Raw genomic sequence first — 14,251 nt, forward strand, 5'->3', positions numbered from 1 at the left:
CGGTCCACGGGGCTACGCGAGCAGCCCCAGGTGGACCGGTTCCGCCGGGATGTCGGCCAGCAGCTCCGGCAGGCGCGGCGGCCACACCGGTTCGCCCAGGGTGGCCAGGTGCTGCGGGGAGAGCCACCGCCAGTGGATGTCCGGGGCCTCCAGGACCGGTTCGCGGCGCGGGCCCGTGGTGACGTAGATGTGCTCGTGCTGGCGGACCGGGACCCCCTGGTACGTGAAGTCGTGCTCCCAGGTGCAGAGCAGCCGTTCGGGCTCCAGGTCGGTCCAGCCGGTCTCCTCGCGCAGCTCGCGCCGCACGCAGTCCTCGGGGCTCTCACCGGGATCGATACCGCCGCCGGGCGGCAGCCAGTGGATGCCCACCTCCACGTTGTCCTCGCGGAAGAGGAACACGGACCCGGTGGGGGACAGGATGACAACGCGCGCCGCGTGACGTGGAGTTCGCCTCATCGATTCACTGTACGCCGGTGATCGGGCCTGGGGGACGGGCTCGTACCTGGCCTTTTGGGCCGTGTGCCCGCCCGTCCCCCCCGGATCCGATGGCCCGGACTCCGGATCCCCCGGACCCCGGACCCCGACCCCGGACCTACGCCGCCGCCAGCGCCAGCGTCGGGGACAGCCGGGCCGCGCGCACCGCCGGGTAGAGCCCGGCCAGGGTGCCGATCACCAGCGTCGAGGCGAAGCCGCCGGTCACCGCCCAGAGCGGGACCACCCAGGGGAGGTCGCCGGCGCGGGCGTACACCGCCGTGGCGGCACCGCCGAGGGCGATGCCCGCCAGGCCGCCGAGACCGGACAGCAGCAGGGACTCCGTCACGAACTGGATCCGGATCTGGCCCTTCGTGCCGCCCAGGGACCGCCGCAGGCCGATCTCGTGGCGCCGCTCCAACACCGAGATGATCATGGTGTTGGCGACGCCGACCCCGCCCACCAGCAGCGCGATCCCGCCGAGCCCCAGCAGCAGCGTGCTGAACGCGCCCTCCGTGGCCGCCTTCGCCTGGAGCGCGGCCGAGGGGTCGCTGACCTGCACCGCGCTCGGGGTCTGCGGGTTGGCCGTCTGCGGGATCAGCTTGCGGACCGCCGCCACCCGGTCGTCCGCCGACCGCTCGTACACCGCCGTCGGGTGACCGCCGAAGCCCAGCAGCTGCTCGGCCGCGTCCCACCCGATCAGCGCGGAGCGTTCGATCTCCGGCGCCAGCGGGATCGGCTCCAGGATGCCGATCACCGTGAAGTACCGGCCGCCGATGAAGACCTGCTGGCCCGGTTCGGCGATGCCGAGCCGGCGCGCGGAGACGTCCCCGAGCACCACCGAGGGGTAGCGGCCGGTGGCGGCGTTGAGCCAGGTGCCGCTCGCCGTCCGGGCGCGCAGGGTGCCCAGCAGGTCGTCCTTGGCCGCCTTGAGCACGATGCCGCCCGTCTCCCCCTTCGGGATGTTCTCCGACCGGCGTACGGACTCGGCGACGTCACCCGTGGTGCCGACCGACTCGACTCCCGGGATCCGGGAGATCATGCCGGGCGCTTCCTTGGGCAGCTTGGTGTCCTGCCCGGTGAACATGCCCTCGCCCGGCTTGGCGACCAGCATGTTGGTGCCGAGCTTGTCGAGTTCCCGCAGCAGCTTCGCCTGGCTGGAGGAGGAGATGCCCACCACCGCGATCATCGTCGCGATGCCGATGGCGATGCCGAGCGCGGACAGGAACACCCGCATCGGGCGGGCGCGCAGGCCCGCCGATCCCACGTGCAGGACGTCCCGCGGGGACAGCCTCGGCGGCGTCAACCGCCGGGCGCGCGCCCGCCCCCGGCCGTCGGCGCGGCTCATGACGCCACCCCCGCCGGGCTCCGCAGGTCCGCCACGATCTCCCCGTCGCGGATCCGCACCTGCCGCGGCAGGCTCGCCGCGATCTCCTGGTCGTGGGTGATCACCGCGATGGTGGCCCCGTCCCTGTTCAGCTCGCGCAGCAGCTCCATCACCGATTCCCCGGACGCCGTGTCCAGCGCGCCCGTCGGCTCGTCGGCCAGCAGCAGGTCCGGCGAGCCCGCGACCGCCCGGGCGATCGCCACGCGCTGCTTCTGCCCGCCGGACAGCTCGTGCGGGCGGTGGTCCATCCGGTCCCCGAGACCCACCCGTTCCAGTGCCTGGGCCGCCCGGCGCAGCCGCTCGGCCCGCGAGAGGCCGCTGTACAGCAACCCCTCGGCGACGTTCGCCCGGGCGCTGATGCCGGGCACCAGGTGGAAGGACTGGAAGACGAAGCCGACGTGCCGGGAGCGCAGGGCCGACAGGGCACGGTCCTTGAGGGTCGCGATGTCGTACCCGGCGATCCGTACGCCGCCCGCCGTCGGGCGGTCCAGGGTGCCGACGATGTGCAGCAGGGTGGACTTGCCGGATCCCGACGGGCCGACGATGGCGAGGAGTTCCCCGGCGGTGACCGTCAGGTCGACCCCGCGCAGGGCCGCGACCCCGCCCGGATACTCCTTGGTGACCCCGGTCAGCTCCACGACCGTGTCCGGACGGGGCGTCGGGCCCGCCGCCGGTTGCGTCGTCGTCATGTCCGTCACAGCTTGGGGATCCCCACCTGCATGCCCTCCTCGAGGGCGTCGCCGGTCACCTCGACCCGGCCGTTGCCGAACATGCCCAGCTCGACCGGGACCTCACGGGCCCGGCCGTCCTCCACGACCTGGACGCCGAAGCCGCCGCCCGCGAGCGCGAGCAGCGCGTTGACCGGTACGGAGAGCACGCCCTTGCGGGTCTCGCCGGTCAGGCCGACGGTCACCGGGGACTGGTCGGGGGCGTTCACCTCGGCGGGCTTGTCGAAGGCCACGGACACCTCGACCTTGGCCTTCTTGTCACCGCCCCCGCCACCGGAGCCGCCCGCGCCGCCGTTCTTGTCGTCGGGCTGCGCGGCGCCGCCCACCGAGTCGATCCTCCCGGTGGCGCTGCCGCCTCCCGGCAGCCGTACGGTCACCGGGTCGCCGGCCTTCACCGTGCCCGCCTTGGCCGCCTCCAGCTGGAATCGGACGATCCGCTCGGTGCCCGTCACCGTCAGCACCGGCTTGCCCGGCCCCGGTTCGTCACCGACCGCCGCGTCGTTCCCGCGCACCCGCTGCGGTCCCGAGGCGAAGGCGATGTCCTCCTTGCCGACCTCGCCCGTCTCCGCCGCCTTGTGCGCCTTCTGCCACCGCTTGACCGCCGTCGCCGTGCCCGCGGTGAAGACGCCGTCCTCGGGGTCGAGCCCGGTGCCGTGGCCGAGGGCCTGAAGGTTCCGCTTGAGCTGCTTGACGTCCTCGCCCTTGTCGCCGCTCTTCAGCGGCCGGTACATGGGGGTGGACCCGTACATGAGCCGTACCGCCCTGCCGTTGACCTCGTAGAGCTTTCCGTCCCGTTCCACCGCCGAGCCCTCGCCCGCGATCCACGTCAACACCCCGGGCCCGCCCGCGTTCAGCTTGCGCTCCTGCGCGTAGCCGAGGGTGCCCTCCACCTGGAGGCCCGAGCTGAGGTCGCCGCGCTTGACCGGTGCCGTGGCCGGCGGCAGCCCGCCGGACGCGCGCCGCTCCTGCCCGTCCGCGTCGTGCGCGGGCCGGTCCATGACGGCCCACCCGCCGCCCGAGACGGCCAGGACGGCGGCCAGTGAGCCCAGCAGCCACTTGGACCGCTTCCTCATCGGGCGGTTTCGCACTTCTTCTGGGCCTCCTCGAAGGCCTTCTCCTGACCCTTGGGGATCTCGGTGGCGCTCTTCATGCCGCCGTTGTACTCGGGGTCCTTGAGGGCGACCCCGTTCTCGCGCATGCACCGGATCCACGCCAGCTCCTTGTCCTTCTCCTCCTGCGTGGGCTCCTTGCCGGCGCCGGTGCTCATCCCGCAGGCCTTCATGGCCTCCTGCATCTTCTGCGGGTCGGCGTCGCCGCCCAGCGTCATTCCGCGCGGGTCCTGGCCGGGCTCGGGGTCGGGGACGTCCATGCCGTGCTCGCGCAGGCACTGGCGCATCTTCACGGCGTTGTCGGCGACCGAGCCGTCGCCGCTGCTGCTGCCGCTCGAACCGCCGGAGGAGTCCTTCTTCCCCGCCGACGTGTCGTTCGCGCAGGCGGTGGCGAACAGGGTCAGCCCGGTGACGACCGCGGCCGTGGTCATGATCAGGGATCGCTTCATGGGGGCGAGCCTGCGGTGAAAGGGCCTTTCGCTTCCCTCTCGCACCCTGCTTACAACGGCGAAATGCCGATCTCGGGTAAAGAGGACGCCATGCGCGTACTGGTGGTGGAGGACGAGGAATTTCTCCGGGAGATGATCGCCGAGGGGCTGCGGCGCGACGCGCTCGCCGTCGACGAGGCGAGCGACGGCCCGGAGGCCCTGCGGCTGCTGCGCCTGGGCGAGTACGACGTCCTCGTCCTGGACCGCGACCTGCCCGGCCTGCACGGCGACGAGGTCTGCCGGCAGGTCGTGCGCGAACGGCTGCTGACCCGCGTCCTGATGCTGACCGCGTCCGGGACCGTACGGGACCGTGTCGAGGGCCTGGGGCTCGGCGCCGACGACTACCTCACCAAGCCCTTCGCCTACGACGAGCTGCTCGCCCGCGTCCTGGCCCTGGGCCGGCGGGCCCGCCCCGCCCTGCCGCCGGTGCTGGAGCGCGCCGGGGTCGCCGTCGACACCGCCCGGCGCAGCGCCACCCGCGACGGGCACCGGCTCGCGCTCTCCCGCAAGGAGTTCGCGGTGCTGGAGGCGCTGCTGCGCGCCGAGGGCGCCGTCGTCAGCAACGACGACCTGATCGAGCAGGTGTGGGAGCAGGACACCAGCTACTCCACCAACGCCGTCCGCGTCACCCTCAGCAAGCTCCGCGCCAAGCTGGGCGAACCGCCGCTGATCGAGACCGTGCCGGGCGCGGGCTACCGGATCGCGGCCCGGTGAGCGGGCGCCGGATGCGGATCCGCCGGGTGCGGCTCGGCCGGGTGCGGCCCGGCCGGGTGCGGCTGCGCCTGATGCGCCCGCGACCCTCGGCAGGGCTGCTGCGGACCGAGCGCGGCCGCCTCACCGCCCTGTACGGGTCGCTGCTGCTCCTCGCGGGCGGCGGCCTGGTCGCGCTGGTCTACCTCCTGGTCGGCCAGGGCCTCTACGCGAGCGTCAGCGGGGCCGTTCGCACCGTCAGCCCGGCCTACACGGTCGAATCGCCCGGGCCCGTCCCGGGCCGGACCTTCGCCCCGGGCTGTCCCTGCCGGCCGGCGCAGAAGCTGCCCCCGGGGCAGACCCCCACGCCCGAGCAGCTCAAGAGCTACGCCTACACCCAGAACCTGTCGGACGCCGTCACCGACGCCACCCGGCACCGGCTGCTGATGTACTCCCTCCTCGCGCTGGCCGTCTTCGCCGTGCTGTCGATCTGGCTCGCCTGGTGGATGGCGGGCCGGGTGCTGCGCCCGGTCGGAGTGATCACCGAGACCGCGCGCCGCCTGTCCGGGGAGAACCTGGACGAGCGGATCTCCCTCGACGCCCCGCCCGGCGAGCTCAAGGAGCTGGCCGACACCTTCGACGCGATGCTGGGGCGGATGGAGCAGCTGGTCTCGGCGCAGCGGCGGTTCGCGGCGAACGCGGCGCACGAGCTGCGCACCCCGCTGGCCGTGCAGCGGGCGGCCGCCGAGATCGGGCTCGCGGGGGACCCGTCGCCGCAGAAGGTCGCGCGGATCCGGGCCAAACTGATCGGGGTCGCGGACTCCAGCGAGCACCTCATCGAGTCCCTGCTGCTGCTCGCCGTCTCGGAGCAGGGTCTGGAGTCCACCGCTCCGGTGGACCTGGCGGCGCTCGCGGCGGCCGAGCTGGCGGCCTGCCCGCAGCAGGGGCTGACCGTCGTACGGACCCTCGCGCCGCTGACCGTACCGGGCGACCGGACCCTGCTCGGGCACCTGCTGCGCAACCTGCTGATCAATGCGGTCCGTCACAACCGCCCCGACGGCCGGATCACCGTGTCCACGTCCACGGAAGGGGAACTGACGGTGTCGAACACCGGCCCGGTGATCGACCCGGCGGACGTACCGGGACTCCTGGAGCCCTTCCGCAGGCGCGCCGAACGGCAGCACACCGCAGGTGAGGGCGCCGGACTGGGGCTTTCGATCGTGGCTTCGATCGCACGTGCGCACGGGGCGGAGCTGAGCGCCGAGGCCAATCCCGCCCCTGGGGGCGGCCTCACCGTCCGTGTGCGCTTCCCGAGTTCCGACGAGGCGCGCACGCCGTAGCCACCCGGGCTGCGAGGGCCTGCTGATGTACGGTCGGAGGAATGAGCAAGCACGCCCGAGCCCGCTCCCGCCCGTCCGGCAAGCCCCGTCCGATCCGCAGGACCCGCCGGGTGGCCCTCGCCGCCGCCCTGGGCCTGGCGACCTTCACGGCCGGCTGGGTGTACGTGGCCCAGGACCAGGACAAGGCCGCCGCCGCGCGGCCGCAGGCCCGCGCCGACGCCCGCCCGCAGGCCGAGGACCGTGCCGCGCGCGACGCCCAGCGGGAGGCCGCACGGCGGGCCGCCGAACAGGGTCTGACAGGCGTCAGCGAGCAGACCCGGGCCCGGATTCCGGCCGAGTCCCGCCAGCTCATCCTGGTCACCGGCAAGGCGGCGGACTCCTCGGAGTCCACCGCGGCCTTCTACACGCGCCCCGCGGCCGGCGCCGACTGGGTCAAGGCCGAGAGCTGGCCCGCCCGCAACGGGGCGAACGGCTGGTCCGTCGAACGCACGTACGGTGATCTGACGTCACCGCAGGGCGTGTTCGCCCTCACCGACGCGGGCGGCCTGCTGCCGAAGCCGCCGGGCACCCGGCTCCCGTACGACCGGGACAACGGCTTCGTCGCCACCGGGCTCGGGGTGAACGGGGAGTCCCTGGTGGGCTCCTTCGACTATGTCGTCGCCATCGACTTCAACCGCAGGCCCGGCAGGTCCCCGCTGGACCCGGTCATGCCGGACGGTGAGGACAAGGGGGGCAACATCTGGCTCCACGTGGACCACGACGGCCCCTCGCAGGGCTGCGTCGGCATCCCGAAGGAAGCCATGAAGAAGGTCCTGGAGACCCTCGACCCCGCGGCGAAGCCGGTCATCGTGATGGGGCCGGAAGGCTTCTGACGCGGGCGGCCCGGGGTCGGAGCAGCAGACCGATGTAGGCGAGGTCGAAAACGCTGCACAGGATCCCCAGCCCGAGGATGAACGGGGCGTCCTCCAGCACCCCGAACAGCAGGGTGGGGGCGAGCGTCCCGAGCCACTTCGCGACGGCGATGGTCAGGGACTGTCCGTGCGGGCCCTGCCGGGCGGTGTACAGGCCGATGAACAGCCCCGACATCAGGAGGTTCTGGAGGAAGGCCGAGTACCGGGTCGCGTCGTGCATCCCGAAGTGCGCCAGGAACAGCCACTGCACGGCGAAGCCGGTACCGAAGATCAGGACCGACCAGGCGGCGAAGAGCGGCCGGGTGACGAAATCCGGCAGCTCGGCCCGCCCGAAGCGCAGGTAGGTGTAGACGATCACGAGGTCGGCCACCGCCCACACCACGTTGACCACGCCCTGCGCGGAGATCCCGACCGAGAACTCGCGGACCGCGTAGGTCGTCTCCCAGGCGAAATTGAGCGCGAGCGCGGCGACGGGCATCGCGTACGTCCGGTCCCGCAGCCCGACGCGGATGGCCTCCACGTACACGACCGTCCAGGCGATCCCGCTGACCAGCGTGAGCATCAGATCCACGCGCGCACCCTAGCGAGCCGATCGGGCGAGGGGAACGGGCGGGGCGTACGGGCGGGGCGAACGGGGTGCGTCACACCCCTTGTCTGACGATCCGTCAGCTACGACGATGGCCCGGCACCGATATGACGAATCGGCAGACGAAGGCGAGGCGGGCCCGCCATGGCGCGCGTGTTTCCGGAAGGTCGGCTGGTCCACGGGATGCAGCTCCCGATCCAGTCGCAGAGCACCATCTACGCCGAACCCTGGGAGGCCGCGGCCACCGCCGCCGATCTCGCCGAGATCGCGCGGGCCGCCGACCGGGCCGGCTTCGGCTACCTGGCCACCTGCGACCACGTGGCCATCCCGCGGCGGCTCGCCGGCCCCATGAGCACCGTCTGGTACGACCCGGTGGCGACCCTGTCCTTCCTGGCCGGCATCACCGAGCGCGTGCGCCTGCTGAGCCACGTCGCGATCCTGGGCCTGCGCCACCCGCTGATCAGCGCCAAGCAGTACGCCACCCTCGACCACCTCTGCGGCGGCCGGCTGATCCTCGGGGTGGGCGCCGGGCACGTGCAGGAGGAGTTCGAGGTCCTCGGCGTGGACTTCGCGCGCCGCGGGGCCGTCCTCGACGAGACCCTGGACGCGCTGCGCCGGGCGCTGGGGCCCGAGGAGTACCCGGAGTTCGAGGGCGAGCTGTTCTCCTTCAAGGACCTCGGCCAGCTGCCGCGGCCCGTGCAGGAGCGGATCCCGGTGTGGGTCGGCGGCTCCTCGCCCGCGGCCGTGCGCCGCGCCGCGGTCCGCGGGGACGGCTGGCTCCCGCAGGGCGATCCGCGCGAGCGGCTCCCGCAGCAGATCGCCCGGATCAAGGAGCTCCGCGAGGAGGCCGGGGTCGCCGATCCCATCGAGTTCGGCGCGATCACCGAGGCGCTGTACGTCGGGGAGCCCGGCTGGGACACGGGCCGGCGCACCCTCACCGGCAAGGCGGAGGCGCTCGCGGAGTCCCTGCGGGAGTACCGGGCGCTCGGCGTGGACCAGATCCAGGTCCGCTTCCGCAGCCGCGACCGCGCCGAACTCGTCGACCAGATCACCGCTTTCGGGGCCGAGGTGGCCCCCCTCCTCAATGACTAGGGGCTGACGGACCATGGGCAAGCTGGACGGGCGCGTCGTCATCATCACGGGCGCGGCACGCGGCCAGGGCGAGCAGGAGGCTCGGCTCTTCGCCGCCGAGGGCGCCTCGGTGCTCCTCGGCGACGTGCTGGACGAGCAGGGCGCCGCGGTGGCCAAGGACATCGGCGAGGACCGGGCGCGGTACGTACGGATGGACGTGAGCCGCGAGGAGGACTGGGTGGCGGCGGTCGCCGCCGCCAAGGAGGCCTTCGGCCGGATCGACGGCCTGGTCAACAATGCGGGCATCCTGCGCTTCAACGAGCTGACCGCGACCCCGCTGGAGGAGTTCCAGCAGGTGGTCCAGGTCAACCAGGTGGGCGCCTTCCTCGGCATCAAGACGGTGGCCCCCGAGATCGAGGCGGCCGGCGGCGGCACCATCGTCAACACCTCCTCCTACACGGGTCTGACGGGCATGGCGTACGTCGGGACCTACGCCGCCACCAAGGCGGCGATCCTCGGCCTGACCCGGGTGGCCGCCCTGGAGCTGGCCGGCAAGGGCATCCGGGTCAACGCGATGTGCCCGGGCGCGGTGGACACCCCGATGGCCAACCCGGGGCTGCTGGACCCGGCGAACCTGACCGACGAGGCCAGGGACGCGATGGCCGAGCTCTACAGGCGCGTGGTCCCGATGGGGCGGGTGGGCCGGCCGGAGGAGATCGCGAAGCTGGCGCTCTTCCTGACGGGCGAGGACTCCTCCTACATCACCGGGCAGCCGTTCGTGATCGACGGCGGCTGGATGGCAGGCGTCAGCATTCTCTGATGGAGCGTCAGGTATTGACGCTCGCACCCCGGCGATGGAACAGTCGAGACATCGAATCTGACGCAACGTCAGAAATCAAAGGACGGTGAACCCCCTTGGAATTCGGGCTCTTTGTGCAGGGATACGTGCCTGAGGCGCGGTCCAAGGTCGACCCCGAGGCAGAGCACAAGGCGCTGATCGAGGAGACCGAGTACGTCATACAGGCGGACAAGTCCGGCTTCAAGTACGCCTGGGCGTCCGAGCACCACTTCCTGGAGGAGTACTCGCACCTGTCGGCGAACGAGGTGTTCCTCGGGTACCTCGCCCACGCCACCGAGCGCATCCACCTCGGCTCCGGCATCTTCAACCCGCTGGCCCCGGTGAACCACCCGGTCAAGGTCGCCGAGAAGGTCGCCATGCTCGACCACCTCTCCAAGGGCCGCTTCGAGTTCGGCACCGGCCGCGGCGCGGGCAGCCACGAGATCCTCGGCTTCCTGCCGGGCATCGAGGACATGAACGGCACCAAGGAGATCTGGGAGGAGACCATCGCGGAGTTCCCCAAGATGTTCCTCCAGGAGGAGTACGAGGGGTTCCAGGGCAAGCACTGGTCCCTGCCGCCGCGGAAGATCTTCCCCAAGCCGTACGGCAAGGCCCACCCGGCCATGTGGTACGCGGCCGGGTCCCCGTCCTCGTACGCCATGGCGGCGAAGAAGGGCCTCGGCGTGCTGGGCTTCAGCGTGCAGAAGGTCTCCGACATGGAGTGGGTCCTCGACCAGTACAAGACGGCCATCCGGGAGGCGAAGGCCATCGGCGCCTTCGTCAACGACAACGTCATGGTCACCTCGACCGCGATCTGCGCCGAGACCCACGACAAGGCCGTCGAGATCGCCGTCAACGCCAACATGAACCGCTTCCAGTCGCTGGTCTTCCGCTACCACGACACCTTCCCGCGGCCCGAGGCGATCCCGCAGTGGCCCGAGACCCTGCCGGAGTACAACGCGGAGATCATCGAGCTGCTGATCGCCGAGGAACTGCTGATCTGCGGCGACCCGTCGGAGGTCCGCGCCCAGTGCAAGCGCTGGGAGCAGGCGGGGGCCGACCAGCTGTCCTTCGGCCTGCCGACCGGTGTCTCGCCCGAGGACACGATGACGACGATCAAGCTGATCGGCGAACACGTGATCCCCCACATCGACACGGACCCGGTCCACCGCACCACCCGCTTCCGCCAGGCCGTCTGATGTTCAGCCCCGCCGGCGTTTGAGGCGCGGGGTGTGGGGCGGAGCCCCACGTGCCCCCGCCGGCCGGCGCGCGTACGGGGACGGCGTCTTCCCGGACCGCCGTCCCGCACGGCCCCGGCCGGGCGGCCACCGGCCGGGGCCACCTCCAGCCACTCAGCCCGGCGGGGCTCCATGTGTGAAGGGACGTCATGCTCGACCACCTGATCAAGGGCGCGACCGTCGTGGACGGCACCGGCGCCCCCGCCCGCGTGGCAGACGTGGGGATACGCGACGGCCGGATCGCGGTGACAGCCGCACCCGGCACCATCACCGAAGAGGCCCGCACCACCGAGGACGCCACCGGCCTCGTCCTGACCCCGGGCTTCATCGACCCCCACACGCACTACGACGCACAGCTCTTCTGGGACCCGTACGCCACGCCCTCCATGAACCACGGCGTGACCACCGTCGCCGGCGGGAACTGCGGCTTCACCCTGGCCCCGCTCCACCCGGACCGCCCCGAGGACGCCGACTACACCCGCCGCATGATGAGCAAGGTCGAGGGCATGGCCCTCAAGGCCCTGGAGGAGGGCGTCGACTGGACCTGGTCCACCTTCGGCGAGTACCTCGACGCCCTGGAGGGCCGGATCGCCGTCAACGCCGGGTTCATGGTCGGCCACTGCGCCCTGCGCCGGCACGTGATGGGCGAGGACGCCGTCGGCGGCCAGCCCACCCCCGAGCAGATGCAGCAGATGCTCGACCTCTTCCACGACGCCATGAACGCCGGCGCCTGGGGCCTGTCCACCACCCAGTCCTCCACCCACTCCGACGGCTCCGGCGCCCCCGTGGCCTCCCGCCACGCCCGGCCCGCCGAGCTGCTGGCCCTGTCGAAGGCGGTCGCCGAACACGAGGGCACCCAGCTGGAAGCGATCGTCGCCGGCTGCCTCGACCAGTTCTCCGACGACGAGATCGACCTGTTCGTGGAGATGAGCGCCGCCGCCGGCAGGCCGCTCAACTGGAACGTCCTCACCATCGACGCCTCCGTCCCCGAGCGGGTCCCGCGCCAGCTGATCCCCAGCGAGCGCGCCCGCAAGGCCGGCGGCCGGATCGTCGCGCTGACGATGCCGATCCTCACCCCCATGAACATGTCGCTGGGGACCTTCTGCGCACTCAACCTCATCCCCGGCTGGGGCGAGATCCTCGGACTGCCCGTCCCCGAGCGGATCGCCAGGCTCCGCGACGCCGGCGTACGGGCCGAGATGCTGCGCCGCGCCGACAGCAAGGAGGCCGGCGTCTTCCGGCGCCTCGCCAACTTCGGGCGGTACGTCATCGGGGACACCTACAGCAAGGAGAACGACGGCCTCTCCGGCCGGGTCGTGAACGACATCGCAGCCGAGCGCGGTCAGGACCCCTTCCACTGCCTGGTGGAGATCTGCGCCAACGACGACCTGCGCACGGTGCTCTGGCCGATGCCCACCGACAACGATCCGGCGAGCTGGGCCCTGCGCCAGGAGACCTGGCAGCACGAGGACGTCATGCTCGGCGGCTCCGACGCCGGCGCGCACCTGGACCGGATGTGCGGCGCCCCGTACACGACCCGCTTCCTCGGCGACTGCCTGCGCGGCCGCAAGCTCGTCCCGCTGGAGCAGGCGGTACGGATGCTCACCGACGACCCGGCCCGCCTGTTCGGGCTGCGCGAACGCGGCCGCATCGCCGAGGGCTTCCACGCCGACCTGGTCCTCTTCGACCCGGAGCGGATCGAGGCGGGACCCGCGACCCTGGTCCACGACCTGCCCGGGGACAGCCCGCGGCTGGACGCGCGGGCCATCGGCATCGTCTCGGTACGGGTCAACGGCGTGGAGACCATCCGCGACGACGAGGTGACGGGGGCCGTTCCGGGCATCGTGCTCCGGTCGGGCCGGGACACGAGGACGGTGAGCACGCGATGACCCGGGCACCGCAGTCGCTCTACATCGGCGGGGAGTGGGTGGAGCCCGCGGGCGGCCACTACGAGGTGATCGACCCGGCGGACGAGTCGGTGGTCGGGCTCGCCCCCGAGGCCTCGCTCGCCCAGGTCGAGGACGCGGCGCGCGCCGCCGCCGAGGCCTTCGGGAGCTGGTCCCGTACGAAGCCGGAGGAGCGCGCGGCGATCCTCGACCGCGCCGCGGACATCATGCAGCGGGAGTTCGAGCCGTGGACGGCGCTGGCCCGCGCCGAGACCGGCGCGCCGACCGGGATCGCGCGCGGCATGCAGGTCGGGGTGGGCGTCACCCGCTTCAGGCGGTACGCGAAGGGGGCCCTCGAACCGGTCGAGCGGGGACTGCCCCCGCAGGTCACCGAGGCCGGCCCGATGGGGCGGGCGAGCATCCTGGGCGCGCTGGAGGTGCGCCAGCCGGTCGGCGTGGTCACCTGCATCACCTCCTACAACAACCCGTGGGCCAATCCGGCGGGCAAGGTGGCCCCGGCCCTGGCCATGGGCAACACGGTCGTGGTGAAGCCGGCGCCGCAGGACCCGCTCTCGGTGTTCAGGATGGCGGACGCCCTGCACGAGGCCGGGGTGCCGGCGGGCGTGGTGAACGTCGTGGGCGGGCAGTCGGTGGAGGTCGGCGAGGCCGCGGTGGACTCCCCGGACGTGGACATGGTGTCCTTCACCGGTTCCACGGCCGTCGGGCAGCGCATCGCCGAGGTCTGCGGCCGGTCCATGAAACGGCAGTTGATGGAGCTGGGCGGCAAGGGCGCGGCGATCGTCCTCGAGGACGCGGACCTGGACGCGGCGGTGATGGGGATCGGCACGACCTTCTCCTTCTACTCCGGGCAGATCTGCACGGCCCCGACCCGGGTGATCGTCCACCGGTCGGTCCACGACCGGCTGATCGAGAAACTGACCGGCTACCTGGCCTTCATGAAGGTCGGCGCCCCGACGGAGGCCGGCACGGTCGTCGGCCCGGTGATCTCGGCGGCGCACCGCGACCGCGTGGAGTCGTACGTCGAGCTCGGGAAGAAGGAGGGCGCGCGGATCGCGTACGGCGGCGAGCGCCCGGTGGTCGGGAACGGCCGCGGCTTCTACGTGGCGCCGACCCTCCTCGTCGACTGCACGAACGACATGCGGGTGGTGCGCGAGGAGATCTTCGGCCCGGTGGTCGTGGTCGTGGCCTTCGACGGCGACGAGGAAGAGGCGATCCGGCTGGCAAACGACAGCGATTTCGGGCTGCTGAGCTACGTGTGGTCCGGGGACTCGGCGCGCGCGTTCCGCGTGGCGCGGCGGCTGCGGGCGGGCGGGGTCGGCGTGAACACCATCGGCCGCAACATGGAGGCGCCGTTCGGCGGCTTCAAGCGCAGCGGGGTCGGCCGCGACGTGGGCTCGTACGCACTGCACGCCTACAGCGAGATGCAGTCGATCGTCTGGACGGGCTGAGGCGGCGACAGCGGTGTCCGGCCGCGGCCGAGGCCGTGG

At 72.4% G+C, this 14,251-nt stretch carries 14 protein-coding genes; 8 read left to right on the forward strand and 6 right to left on the reverse strand.

The window, feature by feature from the left end; genetic code table 11:
- Positions 1–12: 12 nt before the first annotated feature.
- The 5 genes from B6R96_RS20455 to B6R96_RS20475 all read right to left on the reverse strand — a co-directional run bounded on the left by B6R96_RS20455 (position 13) and on the right by B6R96_RS20475 (position 4,144).
- Positions 13–456 (reverse strand): NUDIX hydrolase, encoded by a 444-nt coding sequence (locus B6R96_RS20455; RefSeq protein WP_030390078.1) that lies wholly within the window; start codon positions 454–456, stop codon positions 13–15.
- A gap of 136 nt (positions 457–592) precedes the next feature.
- Positions 593–1,819, reverse strand: coding sequence for an ABC transporter permease (locus B6R96_RS20460; protein WP_081523163.1), 1,227 nt, complete (start codon positions 1,817–1,819; stop codon positions 593–595).
- Entirely contained in the window at positions 1,816–2,547 is a 732-nt protein-coding gene (locus B6R96_RS20465; protein ID WP_053701809.1) for an ABC transporter ATP-binding protein, read from the reverse strand. The genes B6R96_RS20460 and B6R96_RS20465 overlap by 4 nt, the downstream gene beginning before the upstream one ends.
- A 5-nt stretch (positions 2,548–2,552) precedes the next feature.
- On the reverse strand, positions 2,553–3,659 hold the full coding sequence (locus tag B6R96_RS20470; RefSeq protein ID WP_081523164.1) for a peptidoglycan-binding protein: 1,107 nt from the start codon (positions 3,657–3,659) through the stop codon (positions 2,553–2,555).
- The gene (locus B6R96_RS20475) at positions 3,656–4,144 is read right to left on the reverse strand and encodes a hypothetical protein (protein WP_081523165.1); all 489 of its coding nucleotides are present in this window, start codon (positions 4,142–4,144) and stop codon (positions 3,656–3,658) included. Before B6R96_RS20475 ends, B6R96_RS20470 begins: the two co-directional genes overlap by 4 nt.
- A 90-nt stretch (positions 4,145–4,234) precedes the next feature.
- On the opposite strand from B6R96_RS20475, the gene B6R96_RS20480 reads away from it, so the two are divergent.
- The 3 genes from B6R96_RS20480 (at position 4,235) to B6R96_RS20490 (ending at position 7,085) form a co-directional block, all read left to right on the forward strand.
- The gene (locus tag B6R96_RS20480) at positions 4,235–4,897 is read left to right on the forward strand and encodes a response regulator transcription factor (RefSeq protein ID WP_030390073.1); all 663 of its coding nucleotides are present in this window, start codon (positions 4,235–4,237) and stop codon (positions 4,895–4,897) included.
- A gap of 98 nt (positions 4,898–4,995) precedes the next feature.
- Positions 4,996–6,213: an ATP-binding protein gene (locus B6R96_RS20485; RefSeq protein ID WP_081525171.1), complete on the forward strand. Its 1,218-nt coding sequence runs from the start codon at positions 4,996–4,998 to the stop codon at positions 6,211–6,213.
- 41 nt (positions 6,214–6,254) lie between these two features.
- Complete coding sequence (locus tag B6R96_RS20490; RefSeq protein WP_107475552.1) at positions 6,255–7,085, forward strand: L,D-transpeptidase family protein; 831 nt, start codon at positions 6,255–6,257, stop codon at positions 7,083–7,085.
- Here B6R96_RS20490 and B6R96_RS20495 read toward each other — a convergent pair.
- A complete protein-coding gene (locus B6R96_RS20495; RefSeq protein ID WP_234437661.1) occupies positions 7,057–7,686 on the reverse strand; it encodes a transmembrane-type terpene cyclase in 630 nt (209 codons plus the stop codon). The two genes, B6R96_RS20490 and B6R96_RS20495, sit on opposite strands and share 29 nt — an antisense overlap.
- A gap of 168 nt (positions 7,687–7,854) precedes the next feature.
- On the opposite strand from B6R96_RS20495, the gene B6R96_RS20500 reads away from it, so the two are divergent.
- From B6R96_RS20500 to B6R96_RS20520, 5 genes are all read left to right on the forward strand, one after another.
- Positions 7,855–8,802 carry an LLM class F420-dependent oxidoreductase gene (locus tag B6R96_RS20500; protein ID WP_237291467.1) on the forward strand — a complete coding sequence of 316 codons (948 nt, stop codon included), beginning with the start codon at positions 7,855–7,857 and terminating at the stop codon, positions 8,800–8,802.
- Between the two features lie 13 nt (positions 8,803–8,815).
- On the forward strand, positions 8,816–9,601 hold the full coding sequence (locus B6R96_RS20505) for an SDR family NAD(P)-dependent oxidoreductase (protein ID WP_081523166.1): 786 nt from the start codon (positions 8,816–8,818) through the stop codon (positions 9,599–9,601).
- A 95-nt stretch (positions 9,602–9,696) separates the two neighbouring features.
- Positions 9,697–10,818, forward strand: coding sequence for an LLM class flavin-dependent oxidoreductase (locus B6R96_RS20510; protein WP_052872699.1), 1,122 nt, complete (start codon positions 9,697–9,699; stop codon positions 10,816–10,818).
- A gap of 188 nt (positions 10,819–11,006) precedes the next feature.
- Positions 11,007–12,746, forward strand: a complete 1,740-nt coding sequence (locus tag B6R96_RS20515; protein ID WP_081523167.1) for an N-acyl-D-amino-acid deacylase family protein — start codon at positions 11,007–11,009, stop codon at positions 12,744–12,746.
- On the forward strand, positions 12,743–14,212 hold the full coding sequence (locus tag B6R96_RS20520; RefSeq protein ID WP_081523168.1) for an aldehyde dehydrogenase family protein: 1,470 nt from the start codon (positions 12,743–12,745) through the stop codon (positions 14,210–14,212). Before B6R96_RS20515 ends, B6R96_RS20520 begins: the two co-directional genes overlap by 4 nt.
- Positions 14,213–14,251: the final 39 nt, after the last annotated feature.

This window comes from Streptomyces sp. Sge12, assembly GCF_002080455.1.
In the GTDB taxonomy this organism is placed as follows: Bacteria; Actinomycetota; Actinomycetes; order Streptomycetales; family Streptomycetaceae; genus Streptomyces.

Excerpts from the sequence above, each read along its gene's own strand:
- B6R96_RS20505 (WP_081523166.1), top strand. The coding sequence starts at position 8,816 with ATGGGCAAGCTGGACGGGCGCGTCGTCATCATCACGGGCGCGGCACGC.
- B6R96_RS20515 (WP_081523167.1), top strand. The coding sequence starts at position 11,007 with ATGCTCGACCACCTGATCAAGGGCGCGACCGTCGTGGACGGCACCGGC.
- B6R96_RS20470 (WP_081523164.1), bottom strand. The coding sequence starts at position 3,659 with ATGAGGAAGCGGTCCAAGTGGCTGCTGGGCTCACTGGCCGCCGTCCTG.
- B6R96_RS20500 (WP_237291467.1), top strand. The coding sequence starts at position 7,855 with ATGGCGCGCGTGTTTCCGGAAGGTCGGCTGGTCCACGGGATGCAGCTC.
- B6R96_RS20475 (WP_081523165.1), bottom strand. The coding sequence starts at position 4,144 with ATGAAGCGATCCCTGATCATGACCACGGCCGCGGTCGTCACCGGGCTG.
- B6R96_RS20465 (WP_053701809.1), bottom strand. The coding sequence starts at position 2,547 with ATGACGACGACGCAACCGGCGGCGGGCCCGACGCCCCGTCCGGACACG.
- B6R96_RS20495 (WP_234437661.1), bottom strand. The coding sequence starts at position 7,686 with ATGCTCACGCTGGTCAGCGGGATCGCCTGGACGGTCGTGTACGTGGAG.
- B6R96_RS20480 (WP_030390073.1), top strand. The coding sequence starts at position 4,235 with ATGCGCGTACTGGTGGTGGAGGACGAGGAATTTCTCCGGGAGATGATC.
- B6R96_RS20460 (WP_081523163.1), bottom strand. The coding sequence starts at position 1,819 with ATGAGCCGCGCCGACGGCCGGGGGCGGGCGCGCGCCCGGCGGTTGACG.
- B6R96_RS20455 (WP_030390078.1), bottom strand. The coding sequence starts at position 456 with ATGAGGCGAACTCCACGTCACGCGGCGCGCGTTGTCATCCTGTCCCCC.
- B6R96_RS20490 (WP_107475552.1), top strand. The coding sequence starts at position 6,255 with ATGAGCAAGCACGCCCGAGCCCGCTCCCGCCCGTCCGGCAAGCCCCGT.
- B6R96_RS20520 (WP_081523168.1), top strand. The coding sequence starts at position 12,743 with ATGACCCGGGCACCGCAGTCGCTCTACATCGGCGGGGAGTGGGTGGAG.